Origin of the sequence: Rhodanobacter spathiphylli B39 (assembly GCF_000264295.1) — a bacterium.
Taxonomy (GTDB): Bacteria; Pseudomonadota; Gammaproteobacteria; order Xanthomonadales; family Rhodanobacteraceae; genus Rhodanobacter; species Rhodanobacter spathiphylli.
Genome location: NZ_AJXT01000004.1, coordinates 610270 through 637009, shown reverse-complemented (window position 1 = coordinate 637009; position 26740 = coordinate 610270). Strand labels below are relative to the sequence as shown.

25 protein-coding genes are annotated in these 26740 nt (G+C 66.3%); 7 read left to right on the top strand and 18 right to left on the bottom strand.

Translation table 11 applies throughout. The features are described from left to right. Window positions 1-7: 7 nt before the first annotated feature. On the top strand, window positions 8-670 hold the full coding sequence (locus tag UU7_RS03675) for a DNA-3-methyladenine glycosylase family protein (RefSeq protein ID WP_007805460.1): 663 nt from the start codon (window positions 8-10) through the stop codon (window positions 668-670). Here the strand turns inward: UU7_RS03675 and UU7_RS03670 are convergent. The 5 genes from UU7_RS03670 to UU7_RS03650 form a co-directional block, all read right to left on the bottom strand. Beyond that, window positions 651-1076 carry a DUF2231 domain-containing protein gene (locus UU7_RS03670; RefSeq protein ID WP_007805458.1) on the bottom strand — a complete coding sequence of 142 codons (426 nt, stop codon included), beginning with the start codon at window positions 1074-1076 and terminating at the stop codon, window positions 651-653. The genes UU7_RS03675 and UU7_RS03670 overlap by 20 nt on opposite strands. Before the next feature lie 6 nt (window positions 1077-1082). Then, complete coding sequence (locus tag UU7_RS03665; protein WP_007805456.1) at window positions 1083-1424, bottom strand: hypothetical protein; 342 nt, start codon at window positions 1422-1424, stop codon at window positions 1083-1085. Between the two features lie 261 nt (window positions 1425-1685). Next, window positions 1686-2897 (bottom strand): porin family protein, encoded by a 1212-nt coding sequence (locus UU7_RS03660; protein WP_007805454.1) that lies wholly within the window; start codon window positions 2895-2897, stop codon window positions 1686-1688. Further along, window positions 2894-5248: a putative bifunctional diguanylate cyclase/phosphodiesterase gene (locus tag UU7_RS03655; protein WP_007805452.1), complete on the bottom strand. Its 2355-nt coding sequence runs from the start codon at window positions 5246-5248 to the stop codon at window positions 2894-2896. The genes UU7_RS03660 and UU7_RS03655 overlap by 4 nt, the downstream gene beginning before the upstream one ends. 7 nt (window positions 5249-5255) lie before the next feature. Continuing rightward, a complete protein-coding gene (locus UU7_RS03650) occupies window positions 5256-5909 on the bottom strand; it encodes a cupredoxin domain-containing protein (RefSeq protein ID WP_007805450.1) in 654 nt (217 codons plus the stop codon). Window positions 5910-6053: 144 nt separating this feature from the next. Here UU7_RS03650 and UU7_RS03645 point away from each other — a divergent pair, with 144 nt between their 5' ends. Beyond that, window positions 6054-6974: an MBL fold metallo-hydrolase gene (locus UU7_RS03645; RefSeq protein WP_007805449.1), complete on the top strand. Its 921-nt coding sequence runs from the start codon at window positions 6054-6056 to the stop codon at window positions 6972-6974. Window positions 6975-6978: 4 nt separating this feature from the next. Here the strand turns inward: UU7_RS03645 and UU7_RS03640 are convergent, their stop codons facing one another. The 10 genes from UU7_RS03640 to cmk form a co-directional block, all read right to left on the bottom strand. After that, window positions 6979-7326: a tRNA-binding protein gene (locus UU7_RS03640; protein WP_007805447.1), complete on the bottom strand. Its 348-nt coding sequence runs from the start codon at window positions 7324-7326 to the stop codon at window positions 6979-6981. Next, window positions 7323-8630 (bottom strand): NAD(P)/FAD-dependent oxidoreductase, encoded by a 1308-nt coding sequence (locus tag UU7_RS03635; RefSeq protein ID WP_007805446.1) that lies wholly within the window; start codon window positions 8628-8630, stop codon window positions 7323-7325. Before UU7_RS03635 ends, UU7_RS03640 begins: the two co-directional genes overlap by 4 nt. Before the next feature lie 46 nt (window positions 8631-8676). Beyond that, window positions 8677-9552: a UTP--glucose-1-phosphate uridylyltransferase GalU gene (galU, locus tag UU7_RS03630; RefSeq protein ID WP_007805444.1), complete on the bottom strand. Its 876-nt coding sequence runs from the start codon at window positions 9550-9552 to the stop codon at window positions 8677-8679. Then, entirely contained in the window at window positions 9549-11447 is a 1899-nt protein-coding gene (locus tag UU7_RS03625) for a nucleoside-diphosphate sugar epimerase/dehydratase (RefSeq protein ID WP_007805443.1), read from the bottom strand. The genes galU and UU7_RS03625 overlap by 4 nt, the downstream gene beginning before the upstream one ends. After that, entirely contained in the window at window positions 11434-12456 is a 1023-nt protein-coding gene (locus tag UU7_RS03620; protein ID WP_007805442.1) for an MraY family glycosyltransferase, read from the bottom strand. Before UU7_RS03620 ends, UU7_RS03625 begins: the two co-directional genes overlap by 14 nt. Before the next feature lie 7 nt (window positions 12457-12463). After that, window positions 12464-13636, bottom strand: coding sequence for a lipopolysaccharide assembly protein LapB (lapB, locus tag UU7_RS03615; RefSeq protein WP_007805440.1), 1173 nt, complete (start codon window positions 13634-13636; stop codon window positions 12464-12466). Further along, window positions 13633-13890 (bottom strand): lipopolysaccharide assembly protein LapA domain-containing protein, encoded by a 258-nt coding sequence (locus UU7_RS03610; protein ID WP_007805439.1) that lies wholly within the window; start codon window positions 13888-13890, stop codon window positions 13633-13635. Before UU7_RS03610 ends, lapB begins: the two co-directional genes overlap by 4 nt. Before the next feature lie 160 nt (window positions 13891-14050). Further along, window positions 14051-14350, bottom strand: a complete 300-nt coding sequence (locus tag UU7_RS03605; protein ID WP_007805437.1) for an integration host factor subunit beta — start codon at window positions 14348-14350, stop codon at window positions 14051-14053. A 71-nt stretch (window positions 14351-14421) separates the two neighbouring features. Beyond that, entirely contained in the window at window positions 14422-16095 is a 1674-nt protein-coding gene (rpsA, locus tag UU7_RS03600; protein ID WP_007805435.1) for a 30S ribosomal protein S1, read from the bottom strand. 174 nt (window positions 16096-16269) lie between these two features. Beyond that, window positions 16270-16947 (bottom strand): (d)CMP kinase, encoded by a 678-nt coding sequence (gene cmk, locus UU7_RS03595; protein ID WP_007805433.1) that lies wholly within the window; start codon window positions 16945-16947, stop codon window positions 16270-16272. Window positions 16948-17057: 110 nt separating this feature from the next. Here cmk and UU7_RS03590 point away from each other — a divergent pair, with 110 nt between their 5' ends. The 4 genes from UU7_RS03590 (at window position 17058) to ykgO (ending at window position 20893) form a co-directional block, all read left to right on the top strand. Beyond that, window positions 17058-17315: an acyl-CoA-binding protein gene (locus UU7_RS03590; protein ID WP_007805431.1), complete on the top strand. Its 258-nt coding sequence runs from the start codon at window positions 17058-17060 to the stop codon at window positions 17313-17315. A gap of 88 nt (window positions 17316-17403) precedes the next feature. After that, entirely contained in the window at window positions 17404-19422 is a 2019-nt protein-coding gene (locus UU7_RS03585) for an NADPH-dependent 2,4-dienoyl-CoA reductase (protein WP_007805429.1), read from the top strand. 372 nt (window positions 19423-19794) lie between these two features. Further along, window positions 19795-20706 carry a LysR substrate-binding domain-containing protein gene (locus tag UU7_RS03580; protein WP_007805427.1) on the top strand — a complete coding sequence of 304 codons (912 nt, stop codon included), beginning with the start codon at window positions 19795-19797 and terminating at the stop codon, window positions 20704-20706. Window positions 20707-20767: 61 nt separating this feature from the next. After that, the gene (gene ykgO, locus UU7_RS17570; protein ID WP_007508267.1) at window positions 20768-20893 is read left to right on the top strand and encodes a type B 50S ribosomal protein L36; all 126 of its coding nucleotides are present in this window, start codon (window positions 20768-20770) and stop codon (window positions 20891-20893) included. 107 nt (window positions 20894-21000) lie between these two features. Here ykgO and greA read toward each other — a convergent pair whose 3' ends face one another. The 3 genes from greA to carA are packed head-to-tail and all read right to left on the bottom strand — an operon-like array spanning window position 21001 to window position 25830. Continuing rightward, a complete protein-coding gene (greA, locus tag UU7_RS03575; RefSeq protein WP_007805425.1) occupies window positions 21001-21477 on the bottom strand; it encodes a transcription elongation factor GreA in 477 nt (158 codons plus the stop codon). Continuing rightward, window positions 21474-24701 (bottom strand): carbamoyl-phosphate synthase large subunit, encoded by a 3228-nt coding sequence (carB, locus tag UU7_RS03570; protein ID WP_007805423.1) that lies wholly within the window; start codon window positions 24699-24701, stop codon window positions 21474-21476. The genes greA and carB overlap by 4 nt, the downstream gene beginning before the upstream one ends. Continuing rightward, window positions 24694-25830: a glutamine-hydrolyzing carbamoyl-phosphate synthase small subunit gene (carA, locus tag UU7_RS03565; protein WP_007805421.1), complete on the bottom strand. Its 1137-nt coding sequence runs from the start codon at window positions 25828-25830 to the stop codon at window positions 24694-24696. The genes carB and carA overlap by 8 nt, the downstream gene beginning before the upstream one ends. Before the next feature lie 214 nt (window positions 25831-26044). Between carA and UU7_RS03560 the strand changes: the two genes are divergently transcribed. Continuing rightward, window positions 26045-26740, top strand: coding sequence for a 2OG-Fe(II) oxygenase family protein (locus UU7_RS03560; protein WP_007805420.1), 696 nt, complete (start codon window positions 26045-26047; stop codon window positions 26738-26740).

The window sequence follows — 26740 nt, the reverse complement described above, 5'->3', positions numbered from 1 at the left end:
TCGCCCGATGAAAGGCCGCAAGCCGGCATCCGTCGATGCATCGAAACATCTGGCATCGATCGACCCCGACTGGGCGCAACTGGTGGCGCAACTCGGTCCTTGCGGGCACGAACCGAAACCCGCCCGCGAACCGTACGAGGCGCTTGTGCGCGCGGTCGCCTACCAGCAACTGCACGTCAAGGCCGGCGATGCGATCGTCGCCCGCCTGCTCACCCTGCATCCACGGTCGGCGTTTCCGTCGCCGCGGCAACTGCTCGACGCCAGCTTCGACGCGATGCGCGCCTGTGGTTTCTCGGCGCGCAAGATCGAGACGATCCGGGGCATCGCCGCGGCCACGCTGGAAGGCGTGGTGCCCGGCCTCGCCACCGCGCAGGCGCTCGCCGACGACGAGCTCATCGCCCGCCTGGGCGCGCTGAAGGGCATCGGTCGGTGGACCGTGGAGATGTTCCTGATCTACAGTCTGGCCCGGCCCGATATCCTGCCGGCTGACGATTTCGGCGTGCGCGAAGGCTACCGGCTGCTGAAGTCGCTCGACGCGGCGCCGACGCCGAAGGCGATGGCGCTGATCGGCCAGGCGTGGAGCCCGCATCGCACGGCCGCGGCGTGGTACCTGTGGCGCGTGCCCCGACCGGTGAAGGCAAAGCGGACCACTACGCCGACGGCGGAGTGACGCCGAGCCGGTGTCCATACACCAGCTTGCCGCCGAGCCAGCCGGCCACGCCCAGCGCGACGAAACCCAGCACGCTCAGCGCGATCGCCGGCACGCCCGGTTCGGTCAGCCGGGCGCCCTGCAGGCGCAGGAACAGGCTGGCCGCATAGCAGGACAGTGCGCTCATCACCGCGATCATGTGCCGGTTGAGGTCGCGGATCGCCGGGTGGTCCGCGGCGACTTTCGCCAGCTCCAGGAAACCGGCCAGCATGGCGGGTATCGCGAAGCCGATCCCCGCCACCAGCAACACGCCGGCAAGATGCCACGCCGGCTCACCCCAGACCAGGCTGGCCAGATCCGCCGCCGTGGCCAGCGACCAGCAGGCGATCGGGAAATGGACCAGTGCGGGGTGTAGCGGATGGCGCATGGCCGCTCAGCCCAGCAGCAGGCTGAGCAAGGTCAGGAAGCCGACCACCGCGACGCCGGCATGCACGAGCACCACGGCTTTCGGCGCCACCTGTTTGCGCATGTGGAACGAAGCGAGGAAGAAGCCGCCCAGTGCCGCCAGCACCAGCAAGGCCAGCGCCGCAGTGAGCCGTCCCGGCGCCGCGCCCTGCAGCGCGACCAGGATCAGCAGCACCAGGCCGCTGGCGCCCAGCAAGGCGTGCAATGCCGAGATCGCCCACGGCGCCAGCTTGCCGCGCAGCACGCTGGAGGCCAGCACCAGGCCGCCGATGGCGGCCACCGCAAAAATCAGGACTGCATAGAGCAACATGTCGTTCTCCCCTCGTGGCATGGCATGGATGAAGCGGATCGTCATGGATCGGATGCAGTCATGCGCCGGAGGTTCCCGCATGCCGGGCGAGGATCTCGCGGAAGCCGCTCAGAGCCTGTGAAGAAAACCACGTCCTGTGGTTTTCTTCTATCGCGAGTCCGGTACACGCCCGGACTCGCTCACGCGAATCAGTCACTGGCGTGACCGATCCGCGGTCGGCCGTGCCTGGCCGACCTGAGAGGTTGTAAAACTCACAACCTCTCAGTAGATCAGCCGCACGCCCAGCTGCACCTGGGTGACCGCCGACGCTGGTGCCAGCCCCGCCTCGACGCGCTGCTTACGTACGCTGTCGATGCGCAGCACCTCGGCGCTCAACCGCAGCCAGTCGCGCGGGCGCCAGTTGAGCGCCGCGGTGACGGCGTTGCCGTGCTCGCCCTGGCCGGTGCCCACGGCGGCGGCGAGTTCGCGGGTGCTGAAGTGCTCGATGCGCAATGCCGGACGCCATGCCCCGCGGTTCCATCCCGCCAGCAGGAAGGCCGAGCGGAAGCGCGTTTCGAACTGCAATCCGTCCACCGGCTCGATCACGGTGGCGCCGTCCATCGCCTGGGCGATCCAGCGGATCGGGCCGGTGTCGGCCGAGGCGCCCAGGCTCCAGAACCAGGTGTGCCAGGCGAACACGCCACTGTCGCTGTGCGCGGCCGGATCGGCGCGGTTGTCGTAACGCATCAGGCTCAGCCTGCCGCCGACAGACGTTCGCCAGTCCAGGTTCGCGTACCAGCCGCTGCGATGGCCGATGTTCTGGAACGGATCGTAGCGTCCCGGCGGCTGGCCACCGTTTCGGCGCACCACCGCGTCGGGCTCGTGCAGGCGGCTGCCCAGCCCGTAGGTGAGGTCGCTGAGCGACCAGCCACGCACGGCCAGCAGGTTGCCGGCCGGATCGTTGCGCTGGAACAGGGCGCTGCGCAGTTCCCAGCTGGCGTCGTCGCCGCGCCATTCGAGCCGGCCCTCCGCGCCCGTCGCGCGCAATTCCTCACCGACCCAGCTGTTGATCGCCGAGGGCGTGAGCGTCCACGAGCTGGTCCAGCCGATCGCATCGTTCTCCAGCGAGATCGGCGGCAGGAAGGCGCCGGCCTGCAGCGACCAGCGCCAGCGCGACAGCGACACCGGGCGGTAGCGCAGGTAGGCCTCGATCGTGTCCAGCGTGGCGTAGTCGGTGTCCTGCCACTGGACGGAGGCCAGCGCCATCAGCGCGGGCGTGAACTGGGCGGTGCCGACCACGCCCGCACCGCCGAAGCGGGCATCGACGCCGCCACCGCCGAAACGCGTCTTGCCCAGACCGCCGTGGGTCCAGCTGGTTTCGGCGGGTGCAGCGACCAGGCGTCCGTCCAGCCATGCATGCAACTTGAAATCCTGGGCGAGACCCGCCGGCACGTACAGGCCCAGCAGGCAGCACAGAAATATCCGACGCCTCATCGTCGCGATCCCCCGGCGGCCTGCCCGGCTTGTCCGCCGACGAAGGTCGCGAAAGCCTCGGCCGGCATCGGCCGGGCGATGAAGAAGCCCTGCGCATGATCGCAGCCGACCGCGGCCAGGTAATCCAGCGCGCCCTGGTCCTCCACGCCTTCGGCGGTGACGCGATAGCCCAGCTGGTGACTCAGCTCGACGATGGAACGCACGATGATCCGGTCGTTCGCATCGGTGGCCAGGTGCCTGACGAACATCTGGTCGATCTTCAGTTCGCTGACCGGCAGGTGGCGCAGATAGGCGAAGGTGGCCTGGCCCACGCCGAAATCATCGATCGCGATGCCGATGCCCTGCTCGGCCAGCCCCCGCAGGATGCGGATCGCCGTGTCCGGTTCGCCGATCACGGCCCGCTCGGTCACTTCCACGGTCAGGCAGGATGCCGGCACCCGGTGGATCGACAGCAGCGCGGCGATCCACGCCGGCAACTCGGCATCCTCCAGGTCGCGGGTCGACAGGTTCACCGCGATGTGCAGCGCCAGCCCACGTTCGATCCAGCGCTGAACCTGCGCCAGCGCGCTGGCCAGCACCCAGCGGCTGACGCGATGGATGTTGCCGGTTTCCTCGGCCATGCCGACGAACGTGTCCGGCGCCACCCAGCCACGTCGCGGGTGGTTCCAGCGCAGCAGCGCCTCGGCGCCGTCGGTGCGCTGGCTGGCGAGGTCGAACTTGGGCTGGTAGTGCAGCAGCAGGCCGTCGCGGTCGAGTGCTTCGCGCAGGTCCCCCATCAGCGACAACCGCTCGGGCCGATGCGGGTCGGTGGCCGCGTCATAGAAACTCAGCGCGCTGGCCGAACCGGCGGCGGCGAACTGGGCCACCTCGGCATGGCGCAGCAACGTGTCGGCTTGCCGGCCATCGGCCGGCGCCATCGCGATGCCCACGGACGGCAGCCGGTCGATGCTGACGTCGGTTTCCTGGTACGGCTCGTTGAGTGCGTCGAGCACGCGCAGCCCGGCGGCGATCGCGGCGTCCTGCCCGGCGCGCGGCAGCCACAGCATGAACTGCGTGTCGCTGGTGCGGGCGAGGAAGGCATCCATCGCGACCCGGCGAATGCGTTCGCTGGCGTCGCGCATCAGCCGGTCGCACAGGGCGTGCCCCATCGTCTTGATGATTTCCGGGGCCCGCGTCAGGCCGACCATCAGCAGTGCACCCCCGCCCGCCTGGCCGCCGAGGCTCTCATCGATGCTGGCTTCGGCGGCCAGCCGGTTGGGCAGGTCGGTGACGCTGTCGTGCATGGCCTGGTGGCGGATACGCAGCTCGCGCTGGCGCACCGCTTCGGTCATGGCGTCGAAGGCGCCGGCCAGCTGGCCGATTTCGTCATGTCGCCGGGTGCCGGCCGGAGTGCGGTAATCACCCGCACCGATGCGTCGCACCGCGGCGGCCAGCGCCTCGACCGGGCGCGACACGCTGCGCGCGGTGAACCACGCGCCGAGCAGGCCCACGCCCAGGCCCAGCGCCAGCAGGGTCGCCCACGCGATCGCGATCGAGCGGAACGGACTCAACGCGTCGTCCAGCGAATAGCCCAGCACCGCCACCACCGGCGCGCCCTGCTTCGGCTGCTTCAGGCGCTGCGCCAGCACCATGTATTCCTTGCCGTCGACTTCGGTCAGCAGCGGTTTCCATGGCAGCCCGCGATGTGCGCTGGCGAGGCTGTCGACCAGCCCGGTGTGGCGATCGCCCCGCGCCACCACGTCCCAGCGCCCCGGTGCGCTCTGCGTTGCCAGCTCGATGTCGCGTGGCAAGGCGGAAAGCCGCTGCATGTGCGCCAGCAGCACGTCATCGAGCGGCACGTTGACCACCACCAGGCCCACCGGCTGCGGCGCGTAGATCGGCACCACCACCATCCACGACGCCTTGCCGTCCAGCGCAACCACCGCCGCAGTGCGCCGGTCATAGGCGTCATCGATCAGGTCGGGAAACGGAAAGCGCTGCGGCGTGCTCGAGGTGGCGGCAGTATCGGCCTCGACCGTTCCGTCCAGGCCGATCAGCAGCATGCGCGAGGCGCCCACCCGCCGGCCGTGGTTGCGCAGCACCGACAACACGGTGCCGCGATCGCGTTCGGCGATGGCCGAGCGCAGCGCGTAGTCGAGCGACAGCACTTCGACGTTGCCGCCGATCCGCGCCGAGATGTCATCCATCTGCGCCACGAATGCCTGCGCGTTGGCGGTCAGCTGGCGCTCGCCCTCGGTCACCAGCGCGCGCCGGGTCACCTCATAGACGAGGCCGGCGGTCAGCAGCTGCACCGTCACCAGGGTGGCGACGAAAAACAGCGCAAGGCGAAGGCGGAAACCCATGGTGCGCATGGTCGGCTCAGTAGTCCAGGTGCTCGCGATCCATGAACATGCGCGGATCGGGCATCAGCGACAGCGTGAAATCCAGATGCCCGATGTCGGCATCACCACCGATGGTCACGCTCTGGCTCGGTTGCGGATGACCGGGATGCAACTGCGGGTGCCAGACGTGCGCGGTGTAGCGACCCGGCGCCAGATGGCCGATGGTGGCGTTGCCGTCACCACCGGACAGCGCGATCGCCGGCACCGCGGACACGAACAGGTAGGTGATCATGTGGTCGTGGATGTTGCAGCCCACCGCGGCGATGCCGCTCTTGTCCATCACCAGGGCCGGCGAGCTTTCCCCCGGCCGCAGCACGAATTCGAACGTCCTGATCGCGGCGAACGAATAGACGTGATGGCGGGTGCTGTCGCTGTTGCGGAACACCACCTCGTCGCCGGGGCGCAGCAGTTGCACGTAGGGAACGAAGGTCTCGTCCCGCTGGTCGACGACGTGGGTGGCCGGTGCCGGGGGCGCGGCTGCCGCAGCCGGAGCCGCATCCGGGATCAGCATGACCACCGCATCGCTCACCGCATGGCCGCGGCCATCGTCGAGGTGGACGGTGACCTCCGCCGCCAGCACCGGCCATGCATTTCCCAGCAGCAGTGACGCAACCACGAGCAGGCAGCGCATTGACGGAGTCCCCCGATCCCCTCATTGGCAGCTAGCCTACCGCAGTTTGCCTGCTGGCCGGATTCACCGGAATCAACCCGGGCGATCGTGCCCGGGCCCCGGCAACTTGCTACCCTCGCGGAACCCACCGATCGCGAGGCAGGCATGGCAGAACACGGCATCCACACCATCGACACCGGCTTCGTGCGGCCACGGTTCGACGCGGCCTACCTGGTCGTCGAGAACGGTCGCGGCGCATTCATCGACTGCGGCACCAACTTCGCGGTGCCGCGGATGTTGGATGCACTGGGCAGCGCCGGCATCACGCCAGCCGATGTCGACTGGCTGATCCTCACCCACGTGCATCTGGATCATGCCGGCGGTGCCGGCGAGCTGATCGCGCAGCTGCCGAACGCGAAGCTGGTGGTGCATCCGCGCGGGGCACGCCACATGGTCGATCCGTCGGTGTTGTGGGCCGGCGCCAGCGCCGTCTACGGCGAGGCGGTGATGGAACAGACCTACGGCCGGCTGCGGCCCATTCCGGCCGAACGGGTGATCGAGGCGGTGGACGGGCACGTGGTGGACCTGGCCGGGCGGCCGCTGTCGTGCATCGATACTCCGGGCCATGCGAAGCACCACCTCACCGTCTACGACGAGCGTGCCAACATCTGTTTCACCGGCGACGTATTCGGCCTGTCGTATCGCGATTTCGACACGGCGCAGGGCCCGTTCATCCTGCCCACCACCTCGCCGGTGCAGTTCGACCCGGAAGCGCTGCATGCCTCGATCGAGCGACTGATCGCGCTGCGCCCCGAGGCGATGTACCTCACCCACTACGGCCGGGTGGAGGCAGTGGAGCGGCTGGCCACCGACCTGCACACGCAGATCGACGCGATGGTCGCGCTGGCCCGCGCGGCGCACGGCCAACCTGACCGACACGCCGCGTTGATGGAATCGCTCACCGATCTCTACGCCACCCGCGCCGAAGCGCACGGCTGGAACCGCGGACGCAGCAGCTTGCGCCAGTTGCTGGGCATGGACATCGAACTCAATGCGCAGGGGCTGGAGGTCTGGCTGGACCGCTGACGACTCAGGCCAGGCGCGTACCGTTCGGCACCGGCCGCTCGACGGCGGTCAACACCACCCCGTCGTCGGTGTGAAACCCGGTCAGCAGGAACTGCGAACGAAACGGGCCGATCTGCTTTTCGGGAAAGTTGATCACGCCGACGACCTGCCGGCCCACGAGTTGCTCGGCGCTGTACAGCGCGGCGATCTGCGCGCTGGTCTTCTTCTCGCCGTACCCGCCGAAATCCACCCACACTTTCCAGGCCGGCTTGCGCGCCTCGGGGAACGCTTCCACCCGTGTCACCGTACCGGCGACGATCCGCACCTTCTCGAAATCGGCCCAGCTGATTTCACCCTGCCCTGCTTCGCTCATCCTTCCAGCCTCGTCTTCAACCAGTCGCGGCCCTGCTGCCACCAGTAGGTCGCCTGCGCACCAAGATAACCGAACGGCCGGTGCGTGCTGCCCAGGCCGTAGTCGGCGAACTGCTTCCAGCCCTGGTCGCCATCGGCGATCGCCGCCGCCAGCAGTTCGCCGGCCGCGCAGGTCGGCGCCAGGCCATGGCCGCCAAACGCCTGTGCCCACCAGAGCCCGTTGTCGCTGCCGCCGATTTGCGGCATCTGGTGGCGCGCGTAGCTCATCAGGCCCGACCACGCGTAGTCGATCTTCACCCCGTGCAATTGGGGAAACACCCGCAGCAGGTCTTTCGTCAGCATCCGCTGCACCGCCTGGGGCGAGCGGTTGCGGATCGAGATGCGGCCGCCCCACAGCAATCGGGTGTCCGGCAGCGCGCGGTAGTAGTCGAATGCGAAACGGCTGTCGTAGACCGCGGCACGGGTGGCCAGGCAGTCGTCCATGCGTGGCCCCAGCGGTTCGGTCACCATCACATAGGTGGCGATCGGCAGGATCGCCCGGTCGATCGGCTTCTGCAGGCCCGCCAGGTAGCCGCCGCAGGCCAGCACCACCTGGTCGACCAGCAGGTCGCCCTGCGCGGTGCGCAAGCGCCATTGCAGGCCTTCGCGTTCGAGGCTGCGGACACCGCTGTGCTCGTGGATGCGCACGCCCTTTCCGGCTGCGGCCGCGGCAAGCCCGATCGCATAGTTGAGCGGATGCAGGTGCAGCGCGTCACGCTCATACAGGCCATCGTGATAGCGCTCGCTGTGGATGCGCTGGCGCAGTTCCGCCTCGGCCAGCCATTGCCATTGCACGCCGTAGTGCCCGGCCAGCAACTGCTGGCGCTGGCGCAACACCGCGGGATCGCGGAACCAGTTGGCCCAGATCACGCCCTCGTCGACAGCATCGCAGGGAATGGCGTAGTCGGCGATGCGCCGTCGAATGCGCTGCACCGCTTCGGTGGTGAGCCGGAAAATGGCCTGCGCGCGCGCCTCGCCCAGCTGATCGAGCAGCGATTGCTCGCCCAGCGAATAGCCGGCGAACACGAAACCGCCGTTGCGACCGGAGGCGCCGAAACCGATCTGTTCGCGCTCCAGCAGCACCACCTCGCCGACACCGCGCTCGGCCAGTCCGAGTGCCGTGTTCAGTCCGGCAAAGCCGCCACCGACAATCGCCACCCGGGCACGTCCGCTGCCCTGCAACGGGGCGTACGCCGGGTAAGGCGTCGCCGTGGCGCGGTAGTACGAAGGAAGGGAAACCTGATTCATGCCGAGGCCGTGGCCCATGCCCGCGCTGCTGACCTGGCCGGTGCAGACGCGGGCGCGGTAACGCTCAAAGCTGTTCGAGGAACGCGCGGACCGTCGGAGCGAGCTTCGGATCCTGCATCGCCATGTGCATGGTGGCGCGGACCAGTCCGGCCTTGTTGCCGCAGTCGAAGCGGATGCCTTCGAAACGATGCGCCAGCACCTTGCCCTGTTCCCTGAGCAAGGCATCGATCGCGTCGGTGAGCTGGATTTCGCCCCCTGCCCCCGGCGTGGTCTGTTCCAGCAACTGGAAGATCCGGCCAGGCAGCACATAACGACCGACCACGGCCAGGTTCGACGGGGCGTCTGCCGGCTTGGGCTTCTCGACCATGCTGCGGATCAGCGCGCTGCGCTCATCGATCGGGGTGGCGTCGACGATGCCGTACTTGTCCGTCTCGTCGTGCGGCACTTCCTCGACCGCGATCACGCCGGCCTGCTGCGCATCGGCCAGTTCGGCCATCTGCCGCAGCGCGCCCTTGCCGGGGCCGTTCCAGATCAGGTCATCGGGCAACACCACGCCGAACGGCTCGTCACCGACAACGGGCTTGGCGCACAACACGGCGTGGCCCAGGCCGAGCGCTTCGGGCTGCGTCACGAAGATCGCCCGGACGTTGCGCGGCAGGGTGCCCTGCACCAGCGCCAGCAGTTCGGCCTTGCCTTTTTCCTGCAGCTTCGACTCCAGCTCGTAGGCCTTGTCGAAGTAGTCGGCGATGGCGTGCTTGTAGCGATTGGTGACGAAGATCAGCGTGTCCGCGCCGGCATCGACAGCCTCGTCGACGGCGTACTGGATCAGGGGCTTGTCCAGGACCGGCAGCATTTCCTTGGCGACGACCTTGGTCGCCGGCAGAAAGCGCGTGCCGAGGCCGGCGACGGGGAACACCACTTTGCGCAGAGGCTTGCTCACTCATTGATCTCCGGATTGGCACGACGGATGGACACCACGTTGTCCGGCTGCGCCGACTCGCTCCAGCGGAACGAGGGCAACAGGCTGGACACGCAACGGCGAAGTTCTTCCTCATCGAAGGCGTCCACCGCTTCGGCGGCCTTCTTCAGCAGGGATTGCAGCAGCTCCCACGACACTTCGCGGTGCTGGGCCAGAAAAATCTTGGCGTGGGTGGTCGCGCAATAGTTTTCCAGCGGATGGAACAATTCCTCGAACAGCTTCTCGCCAGAGCGCAGGCCGGTGTACACGATCGGGACCTCGCTGCCGGGCTTCTTGCCGGCCAGGCGGATCATCTGCTCGGCCAGGTCGCGGATCTTCACCGGCTCGCCCATGTCCAGGGCATAGATCTCGCCGCCCGTGCCGATGCTCGCAGTCTGCAGGATCAGCTGGCAGGCTTCGGGAATCGTCATGAAATAGCGCGACACCTCGGGATGGGTGACGGTGACCGGGCCACCTGCACGGATCTGCCGCCGGAACAGCGGCACCACCGATCCGGCCGAGTCCAGCACGTTGCCGAAGCGCACCGTCATGAAACGGGTGGTGGTCTGCGCATTGAGGTTCTGGCAGTAGATCTCGGCCACGCGCTTGCACGCGCCCATGACGCTGGTCGGGTTGACCGCCTTGTCGGTGGAGATCAGCACGAAGCATTCGACGCCCGTCTCGCGTGCGGCATCGGCCACCACGCAGGTACCCAGCACGTTGTTGTCGAAGCCTGCACGAAGCTGCCCCTGCAGCATCGGCACGTGCTTGTACGCTGCCGCGTGGAACACGACCTGAGGTTGCAGGTCGGCAAACACCTTGCGCATGGCCACCCGGTCGCCACAGCGAGCCAGGACGCCGTCGAAGATCAACTCGGGAAACTCGGCGCGCAGTTCCTGGCCAATGCGGTACAGGTTGTACTCGCTCTGCTCCACCACGGTCAGCGACTGCGCCCCCAGACGAGCCACCTGCCGGCACAGCTCCGAACCGATCGAGCCGCCACCACCGGTGATCAGCACGCGACGGCCGCTGAGCGTTTCGCGGATGGCCGTCCAGTCCAGTTCGACCGCGTCGCGACCAAGCAGGTCCTCGATCGCCACTTCCTTGATCTGGTTGAACTGGGCCCGGCCGGCAACCACGTCCTCCAGCCGGGGCACCGTGCGGTATGGCAGGTCGGTGGCATCGCACAGCGCGACCACCCGTCGCATCTCGATCGTGGAAGCGCCCGGCAGTGCGATCAGCAGCATGTCGACCGCCGCCTCGCGTGCCACTTCGGGCAATTGCTCCAGTCGTCCCAGGATCGGATGTCCGTTGATGCTGGCGCCACGCAGGCTGGACTTGTCGTCGACAAAACCGACCACCGCGTAACGTCGGTCGCGATGGAGGTCGCGCGAAAGCACCTCGCCGGCGCGATCCGCGCCCACGATCAGCACGCGCTTGACGCTCTGGTTCTGCAGCAGGTCGTTGCGGCTGTCCTTCCAGTAGCGATAAGCCAGTCGGGGTACGCCAAGCAGTATCGACAACAGCAGCGGATAGAGCACCAGCACGGAGCGCGGCACGCCTTCCAGGCGCTCGTAGAGGAACAGCGTCACGCCGATGGAGATCGTACCCGCCAGCACCGCGCGCACGATGTTCCACAGATCAGGCAGGCTGGCGAAGCGCCATACGCTCTTGTACAGCCCGGTCCAGCGGAAGATCAGGCCCTGCACCAGCAGCACGATGGGAAACTCCAGCAGCTGGAAGCTGACCACTTCATCGGGCTTCAAGGCATAGCGGAACAGCTTGGCAATCCACCAGGCCAGCGCGGCCATCATCAAGTCGTGCAGGACGACGGCGATGCGGGGATGGATGAAACCGACAAGCTTACGCAGCGACATGAGATGTCCCGTTCAAGTTGCGCCGCAGACAACGACGTTTCAGCGCCAGCCACACGGTCGACGCCACTGCATAGACCGCCATGGTAATCGGCAGGGCCAGGCGCAGATGACTGCAGGCCAACCAGGCCGTTGGCGCGGCAACAAGCAGGTTCCAGCCCAGATAGGCGAGATCGGTCTGGGCGTGGGTGGCACCACGACGTACCGTCCACTGGTAGAGATGCTCGCGATGCGCAGTGTACCAGCGCCGCCCCCGCCACATGCGCGTCAACAGGGTCAGGCTGGCGTCCACCGCGAACGCCGAGGACAGGATCAGAGCGGGCCAGACCAGCGCCGCCTCGACGCGCCACAGCATGGCGGTAAAGGCGAAGATCAGCAGGCCGATGCTGCCGCTGCCCACATCACCCATGAAGATCTTCGCGGGCGGGCGATTGAACCACCAGAATCCTGCCAGCGACACCGCCATCACCGCCGCCGCCAGCGCCAGGGCCGGCTGCGCCGCCTGCCATGCCAACAGGGCCAGCCCCGCGCCGAGGAAGATCGCCTGTTGCGCCAGCAAACCATCGATGCCGTCCATGAAATTGTGCAGGTTGATGCTCCATACGCCACCTACCAGCAGCAGGGGCAACCACCACGCCGGCATGCCAGTCGCCAGCAAGCCTGCCGAAAACAGGCCCGTGCCGAGCAACTGGGCAAACAGCCGTGGCAACACCGGCAACGAGCGATGGTCGTCCCACCACCCGGCGACGGCGACGAGCAGGAATCCGGCGAGCAGCCCGGCCGTCACGCCGAGGGGCCAGCCCGCCGGCGCCGCACACAACACGCCCGGAAGACACCCCAGCATGGCCACCACCACGCCGATCCCGCCGCCGCGCGGCGTGGCCACGCTGTGGGATCGTCGCTGCCCGGGCAGATCCAGCATGCCGCGTCGACGGGCATAACTGATCGAAGCTCGGACCACGAGCAAGGTGATCAGGAAACTGCAGGACAACCATCCGATGGTCACGAACATCCGCTGCTCACTCGCTGGCCACACCATGGATGGGCCGGATCGTGCTCCAGCTCTTGCAGCTCGGACACTGCCAGTGATGGGCCTTGGCACCGAAACCGCATCGACTGCAGCGGTACATCGCCTGCCCTTCAAGCAGCTTGCGGGTAAGGTCGCGCAGGATCAGGAAGTTCTCGCGTGCCTCCCCCTCGATCTTGTCCATGGTCGCGTCGATCAGCGCCATCAGGCCGCGCACCGAAGGCCGCTGGCGCAGCTGGGTGGTGAGGAAATCGATCGCCGCACGCTCGCCGTCGCGCTCCTTGTAAAGGTGGGCCAGCGCCAGCACCGGCGAGACGCCGTGGTAGCGACCGATCATCTCGCGCAGAAAAACTTCCGCACGTTCCATCTGCTGAGACCTGGCGTAACTGTTGAGCAGCGGCGGCAGGATTTCCGGGGTGAATGCGATATCGGCCTGGATCGCCGATTCATACGCCGTCACGGCGTCGGCGTGCTGGCCATCTTCGGACAGCAACCTGCCGGTCAACATGAATGCCCGCACGCAATCCGGCTGGCAGTCGAAGGCCTGCCTGAGATAGTCGCGTGCTTCGGCGCGCGCTCCGTGCTGGCGCGAGCGGTCGGCCAGCTCGCAATAGAACTGGGCGATCATCGGCGCCTCGTCCTCGCCGGTCATCACCTCGAGGCGGCGTGCGTGCTCGATCGCCTTGTGCCAGTCGCGTTCGTGCTGGTAGATGGCAATCAGGTGCCGCAGCGCAGAGGGCGCGTGTGCGTTCATCGCCACCAGGTCGCAGAACAGCGCCTCGGCGCGATCGAGCAGCCCCGCCCGCATGTAGTCTTCACCCAGTTCCAGCAGCGCCACCGTCTTCATTGCATCGGTGAGGCCGGGGCGCGAAACCAGGTGCTGGTGCAGGCGGATCGCCCGATCCACCTCGCCGCGCCGGCGGAACAGGTTGCCCAGGGCCAGGTGCGTCTCGACCGTATCGCGGTTGTATTCGGCCAGCTTGAGGAACACCTCGATCGCCTTGTCCTGCTCCTCGTTGAGCAGGTAGTTCAGGCCACGGAAGTAGTCCGACGACAACGCGCTGACCTCGGCGCCGGAGCGGCGTGCGCCGAACTGGCGCGAAGTCCACCAGCCCAGCACGAACGCGATCGGCACCAGGGAAACCAGCACGAGCACGAGATTCATGGCTTGACCGGCGACTTCTTGTCCGCGCGCGACTGGCGGCGCTGCTGGCGACCCTGGCGCATGCTCACGCCCAGCCAGGCGGTCAGTCCACCGAGCAGCCATCCGATCACGACCGCGCCGAGCAGCGCTGCGCCCTTGGGCAGACGGAGTTGCGCAATGCCCAGGTCGTAGCCGACGAGGTCGGCGTTGAGCGCACCGAAGACGATGCCGGCGGCGATGAAGATCAGCAGGAGAATGATGGCGAGCAGTCGCATGGGGCGACTTTACCCGATTGGTGATGACTGGCACAGGCGCCACAGGGATTCCGTGCGGCGATGATTCATGCGTGTGCGCCGGCCCGGATCAAAGACGAAAAAAAGCAGGCCGACTCGCGTCGCCTGCCTTGTTTCCATGGCACTGTGCATGACCTGCCGGTCAGACGGTGCCTGTCTCGAGATCCTGGTTGACCCGTTCACGCAGCTCCTTGCCTGGCTTGAAGTGCGGAACGTGCTTGCCGGGCAATGCCACGGCTTCGCCGGTCTTGGGGTTGCGCCCCATGCGCGGTGGCCGGTAATGCAGCGCGAAGCTGCCGAAACCACGCACCTCGATACGCTCGCCATGAGCCAGGGCATGGCTCATCTGTTCGATGACGCTCTTGACGGCCATCTCGACATCGGCAAACGCAAGATGGGTCTGACGCCTGGCCAGCGCCTCGATCAATTCGGATTTAGTCATGGGCCCCAATGTCCGTGACGTGAAACAACGGGGCGGCAGAAGCCGCCCCGTGTCAGACGGATGCAACGCGATCAGTCAGCCTTGTTGAACTGCTCCTTGAGCAGCGCACCAAGCTTGGTCGTGCCGCTGGCGGCAGACGAATAGTCGACCGACGTATCCGGTGCGTCTTCCTCGTCCTTCGCGCGGATCGAGAGCGCCAGCTGGCGACCCTTGCGATCCATGCCGGTGAACTTGGCCTCGACCTTGTCGCCCACCTTCAGATGCAGCGTGGCATCGTCGATGCGCTCCTTGGCGATGTCGTTGGCGCGCAGGTAACCCTCGACGCCTTCGCCCAGATCGATCACCGCACCCTTCGCATCGACTTCCTTGACGGTGCCGTTGACGATGGTGCCGCGCGGATTCGCCGCCATGAACTGGCCGAACGGATCCTGCTCCATCTGCTTGATGCCGAGCGAGATGCGCTCGCGCTCAGGATCAACCGCCAGCACCACGGCCTCGATCTCGTCGCCCTTCTTGAAGTTGCGAACCAGATCTTCGCCGGACATCTGCCAGGAGATGTCGGACAGGTGCACCAGGCCGTCGATGCCGCCGTCCAGGCCGATGAACACGCCGAAGTCGGTGATCGACTTGATCTGGCCGGACACCTTGTCACCCTTCTTGTGCATCGCTGCGAACGCTTCCCACGGGTTCGAGCGGGTCTGCTTGATGCCCAGCGAGATGCGGCGACGCTCCTCGTCCACGTCCAGCACGGTGACTTCGGTTTCGTCACCGACCTGAACCACCTTGGCCGGATTGACGTTCTTGTTGGTCCAGTCCATCTCGGACACGTGCACCAGGCCTTCCACGCCCGGCTCGATCTCCACGAAGCAGCCGTAATCGGTGACGTTGGAGACCTTGCCGAACAGGCGGCTGCCGACCGGGTAACGGCGGGCGATGGCGACCCACGGGTCGTCGCCCAGCTGCTTCAGGCCCAGCGAAACGCGGTTGCGCTCCTTGTCGTACTTCAGCACGCGCACGTCCAGCTCGTCGCCGACGTTGACCACTTCGGACGGATGACGCACGCGCTTCCACGCCATGTCGGTGATGTGCAGCAGGCCGTCGATGCCGCCCAGGTCCACGAACGCGCCGTAATCGGTGAGGTTCTTCACCACACCCTTGACGACGGCACCCTCGGTCAGGCGCTCAAGCAGCTGCTCGCGCTCGGCGGAGAACTCGGTCTCGACGACGGCGCGGCGGCTGACCACCACGTTGTTGCGCTTGCGGTCGAGCTTGATGATCTTGAACTCGAGTTCCTTGCCCTCGAGGTAGGTCGGCTCGCGCACCGGGCGCACGTCGACCAGCGAACCGGGCAGGAACGCGCGAACGTCCTTGATGTCGACGGTGAAACCGCCCTTGACCTTGCCCGAGATCATGCCCTTGATGGTCTCTTCCTTGTCGAACGCCTGTTCCAGGTCGTCCCACACCATCGAGCGCTTGGCTTTCTCGCGCGACAGCTTGGTCTCGCCGAAACCGTCTTCCAAAGCTTCGAGGGCTACCTTCACCTCGTCGCCTACCTGCACCTCCAGCACGCCCTCTTCGCTCTTGAACTGCTCGATGGGGACGATGCCTTCGCTCTTCAGGCCAGCGTTGATCACGACGACGTCGTTGCGGATTTCCACAACGATGCCGGTGACGATGGCGCCGGGCTTCAGCTTGGAGATGGCCTGCTGGCTCTGTTCAAACAGTTCGGCAAAACTTTCAGTCATGTTGATTCCATAGTGGGAAAGGATCGTGGTTCATTGCGCTGGAATGGTTGGTGCGCGAACTTCCGATCCACCGGTTGAGGGTGCATGAGGGGTTCCAACAAGGAACCGACCGCCATCACCGTTGGCCAAAACCCCCTGCCATGGCAGGGGCACAAAAGCCGCCGCGCAACCCGTTCAGGGCTGCACGACGGCAAATACTTTCGCAACGACCTCGTCGATGCCCATGCCGGTGGTATCCACCAGCAAGGCATCAGCGGCAGGCTTGAGCGGCGCCACGGCACGCGAAGCATCGCGGCTGTCACGCGCCTCAATTTCGCGCTGAAGGCCAGCAAGTGTAACGCTGAGTCCCTTTTCCTTCAACTGCTTATAGCGCCTTTTCGCCCGTTCCACGGCGCTGGCGGTGAGGAAAACCTTGTACCGGGCATCGGGGAAGATCACCGTGCCCATGTCGCGCCCGTCAGCCACCAGGCCCGGCAGCTTGCGGAAGCCCAGTTGCAGCGCCACCAGCGCTTCGCGCACCGAGGGCATCGAGGCGATCGCCGAAGCGGCTGCACCGGCGGTTTCGGTACGCAATTCGTCGGTCGCATCGTGGCCGTTGACGATCACCCGGGTCTCGCCGCCATCGGGCGCGGCCCGGAACTGGATCTTCGTCCCCTGCGCGCAACGGGTCACCGCCTCCACGTCCGAAAGGTCGAGCCCGGCCATCCCCGCGGCGTAACCCACGGCACGATAGAGCGCCCCCGAGTCCAGCAGGCGCCAGCCCAGCCGCTCGGCCACCAGCGCGCTGATGGTGCCCTTGCCCGATCCCGATGGTCCGTCGATGGTGAGTACGGGGGCTGGGGCATGGCTCATGGCGTATCCTGGCTGAACGGCAAAGCGCGCAGTTTAACGCGTTGACCCGCTACCGGACGCGTGCTATCTAGCCGATCCCACCTTGCCTGTCTGCGTTGTCGAACTGCCTTATGACCGATCTTCGCCGCGAGTTCGAACAGGCTGCCGCAGACATCCAGCGACTGGGAATGCGCCCCGACAACGACACCTTGCTGAAGCTGTATGCCCTGTACAAACAGGGTTCGGAGGGTGATCTGAAGCGCACCCAACCCGGTTTCTTCGATTTTGTCGGCACGGCCAAACACGAGGCGTGGGCCCAATTGAGCGGTGTTCCGCAAGACGAGGCCATGCGCCGCTACATCGCGCTGGTGCAGCAACTGCTGGCCTAAAGCACCGCCTGCACCCGCAGATGGTGCTTGCTTTCGGATAGCGAACACCGGCACATTCATACGATCGTTTGAGTCTGCCGTGGATCGCATGAACTACCCCAACCTGTTTGCCCCGCTCGATCTGGGCCATGTCACCCTGCCCAACCGCATCCTGATGGGCTCGATGCACACCGGGCTGGAAGACAAGGCCGGCGATTACGACAAGCTGGCCGCGTATTTCGCCGAGCGCGCCCGCGGCGGCGTGGGGCTGATGGTCACCGGCGGCATCTCGCCCAGCATCGAGGGCTGGTTGAAGCCGTTCGGCGGCCGCCTGACGATGCCCTGGCACAAGCCCCGCCATCGCAAGCTCACGGACGCCGTCCATGCCGAGGGCGGACGGATCTGCATGCAGATCCTGCACGCGGGACGCTACGGCTACCACCCGTTGTCGGTGGCACCGTCGAAGATCAAGTCGCCGATCACCCCGTTCACGCCGCGCGCGCTGTCCACCCGCGGGGTGGAGCGCACCATCAATGACTTCGTGGATTGCGCCCGGCTAGCGCGGGAGGCCGGCTACGACGGTGTCGAGGTGATGGGCTCGGAAGGCTATCTGATCAACGAGTTCATCGCCGCGCGCACCAATCGGCGCAACGACCGCTGGGGTGGCGACGCCGACCGGCGCATGCGCTTTCCGATCGAGGTCGTGCGCCGCACGCGCGAAGCGGTGGGGCGGGATTTCATCATCATCTATCGGCTGTCGATGCTCGACCTGGTCGAGGGCGGCCAGGACTGGGATGAAATCGCCACGCTGGCCAGGGGCATCGAGGCGGCCGGCGCCAGCATCATCAACACCGGCATCGGCTGGCACGAGGCACGCATTCCCACCATCGTCACCAGCGTGCCACGTGCCGGCTTCGCCTGGGTCACGCAAAAACTGAAGGGCGAGGTCGCGATCCCGCTGGTCGCCACCAACCGGATCAACATGCCCGACGTGGCCGAACGCATCCTGGCCGACGGCGAAGCCGACATGGTTTCGATGGCGCGGCCACTGCTGGCCGATCCCGCCTGGGCGAACAAGGCCAGAGCCGGGCGCAGCGAACGCATCAACACCTGCATCGCCTGCAACCAGGCCTGCCTCGACCACGTGTTCCAGAACCGGCGCGCCAGCTGCCTGGTCAATCCGCGCGCCTGTCACGAGACCGAGCTGAAGATCGAGCCGGCGAGCCTCCGCAAGCGCATCGCCGTGATCGGTGCAGGCCCCGCCGGCATGGCCTGCGCCAGCACCCTGGGCGAACGGGGTCACGCGGTGACCCTGATCGACCAGGCCAATGAAATCGGTGGCCAGTTCAACGTCGCCAAACAGATTCCCGGCAAGGAAGAGTTCCACGAGACCTTGCGCTACTTCCGCCACCGGCTTGAGGACGTCGGCGTCGAGGTACGACTCGGCCAGTTGGCGGATGCCACGACGGTGCGCGAAGGCGGCTATGACGAGGTGGTCATCGCCACCGGCATCACGCCACGCAAGGTGAGCTTTCCCGGCAGTGATGATCCGCGCGTGCTTGGCTATCTCGACGTGCTGGCCCGGCACCAGCCGGTCGGTGCACGGGTGGCCGTCATCGGCGCCGGCGGCATCGGTTTCGACGTGGCCGAATTCCTGGTCGAACACCTGCCCTCGCCCACCACGGACGTGGCTCGCTGGACCCGGGAATGGGGTGTGGACATGGAACTCCGGCAGCGCAGCGGCCTGCAGGCGCCGCAGCCGGAGCCGCCGGCGCGGCAAGTGTGGCTGCTCCAGCGCAGCGAGGGCCGCCTTGGCGCTCGACTCAACAAGACCACCGGCTGGGTGCATCGTGCGACGCTGAAGGCCAAGCAGGTCAGCATGCTCGGCAAGGTCGGTTATGAACGCTTCGATGACCAGGGCCTGCACGTCACCGTCGATGGCAAGGCGCAGATCCTGCCCGTCGACAACGTGGTGATATGCGCCGGCCAGGAACCCAACCGTCGACTTGCCGACGAACTCATCGCTGCCGGCATCACGGTGCACGTGATCGGCGGCGCCGACGTGGCGGCGGAACTCGATGCGAAACGGGCCATCGACCAGGGCACTCGACTCGCCAGCAGGATCTAGTCTCGCCCTTCCTCCAGTCTTGCCCGACCGCGCGGCGCTTTTTCGGGGCGCTGAATCGGGCCAGCCACCGCCCGCAGGGCGTGCGCATTCCCGGGCGCTCGGAGACCGGAGTCGTGCGGCCGCCCATGGCGACGACACCGCTGCCGGATGACAGCGGTGTCGTTCGATCCTGAAAAAGAAAGCGCCCCGCAGGTGAGACGCATCGACGTGGGTTCAGGGGGGGAGTTGAACCAGACGTCGTATTTAGCGTCGCTGCGGGGCGAGGGTCACCGCCACTGGGGGGAGGGGAGGTGGCGGGACGGCGTCATTTTATGATCGCCTCAATAAAGTATCTAATATATATTTTGCCCATTATTAATTCGATATCGCTATATGTTTGACCTTCGCCAGTTGCGCTATTTCGTCGCCGTCGCCGAGGAGCTGAGCTTCACCCGGGCGGCATTGCGCCTGCACCTGTCCCAACCGCCGCTGTCCCAGCAGATCCGCGCCCTCGAGGAGGACCTCGATGTACGGCTGCTCGAGCGCAACAAGCGCCACGTGGCCCTGACCGAACCGGGCCGCGTGTTCCTCGAACAGGCTCGACAGATTCTCGCCAAGGCCGATGAGGCGCGCAGCCAGGTCACCGCCGCTGCTGCCGGCTACAGCGGCCAGCTGCGGCTGGCCTATAGCGTGTCTGTCTCGTTCCATCCCGCCCTACCCCAGACCCTGCTCCGTTACGGCCAGATCGCGCCCAGGGTCGCGCTGCAGTTGAGCGAGATGTATACCGAACCGCAATTTGCCGCCCTGCTTGCCGGCCAGATCGACGTCGGCTTCGTGCGGGATGAACCGGCCAACCCCCAGACGGCGCGCAGCCTGCGGCTGAACGTGATCGACCGTGAACCGCTGCTGCTGGCTCTCCCCACCGGTCATCCGCTGGCCGGGCGCAGCAGCCTGCACCTGGCCGAAGTCGCCGGCGATGCGTTCGTGTCGCAGCCGCGCCAACTGGTCGCCACGCTCTACGATCGCCTGGTGAAGTTGGCCACCAGGGCCGGTTTTCAGCCCACGATCATCCAGCACGCTCAGCAGGTCAACGGCTTGCTGGCCCTAGTTGCCGGCGGCCTGGGGTTGGCCCTGGTCCCGGCCAGCATGCGGGCCGTGCGGCTGGCAGGCGTCAGTTATGTGCCGCTGGAAGACGCCGATGCCTACCTGTTGCTGGCCCTGGCCTCCCGCGTCGACGACAGCTCCCCCGTGCTGCAGCAGTTCCTGGCCACGGTCACGGAAACGGTGATTGCCCCGGGCTTGTGACAAGGCTTTCAACTGGTTACAATTGTCAGCTTACTTTATTCTTTTGTGTCAGGAGCTGGCCGTGAAGGTGCTTAACTCTTTGAAGTCCGCCAAGGCGCGGCATCGCGACTGCAAGGTTGTTCGCCGTCGCGGCAAGGTGTTCGTGATCTGCAAGAGCAACCCCCGTTTCAAGGCTCGTCAGCGCTGAGTCATCGCGCAAGGCGACACGAAGAAGGCCGCGCAAGCGGCCTTTTTCGTGTCTGCAAACCACCTGGTGGCTTCGGCGGATCGTATCCACCGAAGCCGCCAGGCCGGCTATTCGTAACGCACGCCGGTGATTTCGTAATGCTTGACGCCGTTCGGCGCGGTGAATTCGAAGCTGTCACCTTCATGCTTGCCGATCAGCGCCCGCGCGATCGGCGATGACACGGCTATCAGGCTCTGCTTGATGTCGGCTTCCAGGTCACCCACGATCTGGTAGGTCACCGCCACGCCGCTGTCTTCGTCCTCCAGATCCACGATCGCGCCGAAGACGACCCGCTTGCCGGGGTTCAACTTCGCCACGTCGATCACTTCGGCGTTCGACAACAGGGCTTCCAGCTGGGCGATGCGCCCCTCGGTGAAGCTCTGCAGCTCGCGCGCCGCGTGATACTCGGCGTTTTCCTTCAGATCGCCATGCGCGCGGGCCTCGGCAATCGCCGCGATGATGCGCGGGCGATCGACCGACTTCAGCCGCTCGAGTTCGCCACGCAGACGTTCCGAACCGCTCTTGGTGATGGGGGGACGACTCATGCGCCGAGCTCCTTGTGCAGTTCCTGCAGGCTGTGCACTTCGCCATCGCTGTGGAAATCGAGCGAATGGACCAGCGCACGGGCGCCTGCCACGGTCGTGGAATAAGTGACGCGATGCTGCAGAGCCTCGCGCCGGATCGAGAACGAGTCGGCGATCGCCTGCTTGCCCTCGGTGGTGTTGACGATGTACGCGATCTCGCCGTTCTTGATCAGGTCGACGATATGCGGCCGGCCTTCCAGCACCTTGTTGACCCGTTCGCAGGCGACGCCATGGTCGGCCAGGTAGCCGGCCGTGCCCGAGGTCGCCACCAGGGTGAAGCCTCGTCCGATGATTTCCTTCGCCACCGTCAGCAGGCGATCCTTGTCGCTGTCGCGCACGGAAAGAAACGCCTTGCCCACGGTAAGCGTCCGGATTCCCGCCGCCTCATGGCCACGGGCGAACGCGGCACCGAAGCTGCGCCCCACGCCCATGACCTCGCCGGTGGAGCGCATCTCCGGACCCAGGATCGGATCAACGTTCTGGAATTTCAGAAACGGGAAGATCGCCTCCTTCACCGAGTAGTACGACGGAATCACCTCGCGCGTGGCGCCGAGGCTCACCAGCGAACGACCCGCCATCACCCGCGCGGCGACCTTGGCCAGCGGCACGCCGGTGGCCTTGGACACGAAGGGCACGGTGCGCGAGGCACGCGGGTTCACTTCCAGGATGTAGACCGTGTCGCCCTGGATCGCGAACTGGGTGTTCATCAGGCCGATGACCTTGAGCTCCTTCGCCATCGCGCTGACCTGGCGGCGCATCTCGTCCTGGATCTCGGTACTCAGCGAGTACGGCGGCAGCGAGCACGACGAGTCGCCCGAATGGACGCCGGCCTCCTCGATGTGCTCCATGATGCCGCCGATCAGCACGGTGCCCTCGGCGTCGGCGATCACGTCCACGTCGACTTCCACCGCGTGGTCGAGGAAGCGGTCCAGCAGCACCGGCGAATCGTTCGAAACCTTCACCGCATCGCGGATGTAGCGCGACAGGTCGGCGTCGTCGTGCACCACTTCCATCGCGCGGCCGCCGAGCACGTAGCTGGGGCGCACCACCAGCGGATAGCCGATCTCGCGCGCCAGCGCCAGCGCTTCGTCGGCGTTGCGGGCGGTGCGGTTCGGCGGCTGCTTCAGGCCGATCTTCTCGATCATCTGTTGGAAGCGCTCGCGATCCTCGGCCAGGTCGATCGAATCCGGGCTGGTGCCGATGATCGGCACGCCAGCGGCTTCCAGCGCCCGCGCCAGCTTCAGCGGCGTCTGCCCGCCGTACTGCACGATCACGCCCTTCGGCTTCTCGACATGGACGATTTCCAGCACGTCTTCCAGCGTCAGCGGCTCGAAGTACAACCGGTCGGAGGTGTCGTAGTCGGTCGAGACGGTTTCCGGGTTGCAGTTGACCATGATGGTTTCATAGCCATCCTCGCGCAGCGCCAGCGAGGCATGCACGCAGCAGTAGTCGAACTCGATGCCCTGCCCGATCCGGTTCGGGCCACCACCGAGCACGATGATCTTGTCGCGGCTGGTCGGCTCGGCTTCGCATTCTTCCTCGTAGGTCGAATACATGTACGCGGTGCTGGTGGCGAACTCGGCCGCGCAGGAATCCACCCGCTTGTAGACCGGTCGCACGCCCAGCGTGTGGCGCAGATGGCGCACGGCGGCTTCGTCGGTGTTCAGCAGTTCGGCGATCCGTGCGTCGGCAAAGCCCTGCCGCTTCAGCTCACGCAGGCGTGGTTCGTCCAGCGCGGTGATGCCCTGTGCAATGACTTCGGCTTCGGTCAGCACGATGTCCTCGAACGCGGCGAGGAACCACGGGTCGACGCGGCTGAGGTTGAACACTTCCTCCAGCGACAGGCCGGCACGGAACGCGTCGGCCAGGTGGAATACGCGGTCGGGGCGCGGCTCGCGCAATTCGCGCTTGAGCACGGCCAGGCCGTCCTCGGTGCCGAGGTCCAGGCCGGTGGGGTTGAGGCCGGTCTTGCCGATCTCCAGGCCACGCAAGGCCTTCTGCAGCGATTCGTGGAAGCTGCGGCCGATCGCCATCACCTCGCCCACCGACTTCATCTGCGTGGTCAGGCGGGCGTCCGCAGCCGGGAACTTCTCGAACGCAAAACGCGGAATCTTGGTGACGACGTAGTCGATCGACGGCTCGAACGAAGCCGGGGTCAGGCCGCCGGTGATGTCGTTCTTCAATTCGTCCAGGGTGTAGCCGACGGCGAGTTTCGCGGCGACCTTGGCGATCGGAAAGCCGGTGGCTTTCGATGCCAGCGCGGACGATCGCGACACCCGCGGGTTCATCTCGATGACCACCACGCGGCCGTCCTCGGCATTGATGCCGAACTGCACGTTGGAACCGCCGGTGTCCACGCCGATCTTGCGCAGCACCGCGATCGAGGCGTCGCGCAGGCGCTGGTATTCCTTGTCGGTGAGCGTCTGCGCCGGTGCCACCGTGATCGAGTCGCCGGTGTGCACGCCCATCGGGTCCAGGTTCTCGATCGAGCAGACGATGATGCAGTTGTCCGCGGTGTCGCGGACAACTTCCATCTCGAATTCCTTCCAGCCCAGCACGGACTCCTCGACCAGCACTTCGCTGGTCGGCGAAAGCTCCAGACCGCGCTTGACGATCTCCTCGAACTCCTCGCGGTTGTAGGCGATGCCGCCGCCGGAGCCACCCAGGGTGAAGCTGGGCCGGATCACGGTGGGGAAGCCGACCTTGGCCTGCGTTTCCAGCGCCTGCTCGAAGGTGCGCGCGATTTCGGCCTTGGGGCATTCCAGCCCGATCTCGGCCATCGCCACGCGGAACAGCTCGCGGTCCTCGGCCATGCGGATCGCTTCGCGCTTTGCACCGATCAGTTCGACGTTGTACTTCTCCAGCACGCCGTTGTCGGCGAGGTCGAGCGCGCAGTTCAGGCCGGTCTGGCCGCCCATCGTGGGCAGCACCGCGTCCGGGCGCTCCTTGGCGATGATGCGCTCCACCGTCTGCCAGTTGATCGGCTCGATATAGACCGCATCGGCGGTATCCGGGTCGGTCATGATGGTGGCGGGATTGGAGTTCACCAGGATCACCCGGTAGCCCTCTTCCTTCAGCGCCTTGCATGCCTGCGCGCCGGAATAGTCGAACTCGCAGGCCTGGCCGATCACGATCGGACCGGCACCGATGATGAGGACGCTCTTGATATCGGTGCGCTTAGGCATGCGTGCGGGCCTCCTGCATCAGGGTGGCGAAACGTTGGAACAGGTAGCCGACATCGAGCGGCCCGGGACTCGCTTCGGGATGACCCTGGAAGCAGAACGCGGGACGGTCGGTCAGCGCGAAACCCTGCAGCGAACCGTCGAACAGCGAGGTGTGGGTCACCCGCACATTGGCCGGCAGCGTGGCCGGATCGACCGCGAAACCGTGGTTCTGCGAGGTGATCAGCACGCGGCCGTCGTCGTGATCCTTGACCGGGTGGTTGGCACCGTGGTGCCCGAACTTCATCTTGACCGTCCGGCCGCCCAGCGCCAGCCCCATCAGCTGATGGCCGAGGCAGATGCCGAACAGCGGGATCTTCGCATCGAGGAGAGTACGGGTTGCCGCGATGGCGTAATCGCAGGCCGCCGGATCGCCGGGGCCGTTGGACAGGAACACGCCATCGGGCTGCATCGCCAGCACCTCGGCGGCAGGCGTCTGCGCCGGCACCACGGTGACCTCGCAGCCCTGCTCGGCCAGCAGGCGCAGGATGTTGAGCTTGCTGCCAAAGTCGTAGGCCACCACCTTGAAGCGCAGCGCGGGCTGGTTGAATGCAGCGCGATCGAGGTCGTACACGCCCTGATTCCAGACATACGCCTTGGCGGTGCTGACCACCTTGGCCAGATCCATGCCGTTCAGGCCGGGGAATGCGCGCGCCTTGGCCAGCGCCGCTTCGGCGTCGACCTGTTCGCCCGCCATGATGCAGCCGGCCAGCGCGCCCTTGTCGCGCAGGATGCGGGTCAGCCGGCGGGTGTCGATGCCGGCGATGGCGACCGTGCCATGGCGCTTCAGGTAATCGGGCAGGCTCTCGGTGCTGCGCCAGCTGCTGGCCCGGCGCGGCACGTCGCGCACGATCAGGCCGGCGGCGTGCACCGCGGTGGATTCCACGTCTTCGGCATTGATGCCGGTATTGCCGATGTGGGGATAGGTCAGCGTGACGACCTGGCGGGAGTACGAGGGATCGGTGAGGATCTCCTGGTAACCGGTCATGGCGGTGTTGAAAACCACTTCGCCAACCGTTTCGCCGGTGGCTCCGACAGCGTGGCCATGGAACACGCTGCCGTCTTCGAGGGCCAGCAGGGCAGGAATAGGCATACGGTAACCGCCTTTTTGATGCAGCAAAGTCCGCAAGCCGCACGATTGCTGGCTTGTGGAGCTTGTGAGGGAAAGGATCTGGGCGGCTGGAAATGATAAGTGGCGACGCCGTTTCTGTCCACCTCGCAGGACATGAACTGGAGTCATGCCCGGAGCTTTGCAGTCAGTCGGCCGGCGCTACACTAGGCCACATTTTGCCGGAGAACGATGCCCCATGAGTGCTGCCGTCCTGCTCGATCCCGCTCGTCTCGATCGCCCGGATACCACGGTGCAGCACGCCCCCTTCCCGTTCATGGTGGCGCACGGCCAGTTGCCTGACGAAGTGCGCAGCGACCTGGACCGGGATTTCCCCACATACGCCAGCGCCGGCTTCTTCCCTTACGACCCGGCCGACTGCGGACCGAGCGTCAACGCCCTGATCCGGGACATGACCGCACCGGACTTCGCCAGCGCCATCGGCCGGCGCCTGGGCATTGACGACCTCGGGCGCTACCCCACGCTGGTCACCTTGTGCCGGCTGCTCAACAAGCGCCACGGCACCATCCATACCGACAGCCGGTCCAAGATCGCCACCGCGCTGATCTACCTCAACCCCCAGTGGCCCGACACCAGCGAGGGCTGCCTGCGCTTCCTGCACCGCATCGATGACATCGACAGCGTGATCGTTCCGGAGCTGACGCCGCTCTATGGCGAGTTCGCCGTGTTCAAGCGCTGTGACAACTCCTTCCACGGGCATTTGCCCTATGAAGGCGAACGACGGGTGATCCAGGTCGCATGGCTGACCAGCGAAGAGGAGAAACTGCGCAAGACCAGGCGCGGCAAGTTCTCGCGCGCCTTCAAGAAGATCTTCGGCAGCCTGGACCGCAAGGTCGGGGCGGGCCGTGATCGCAACGCCTCGCATCGCGACTGA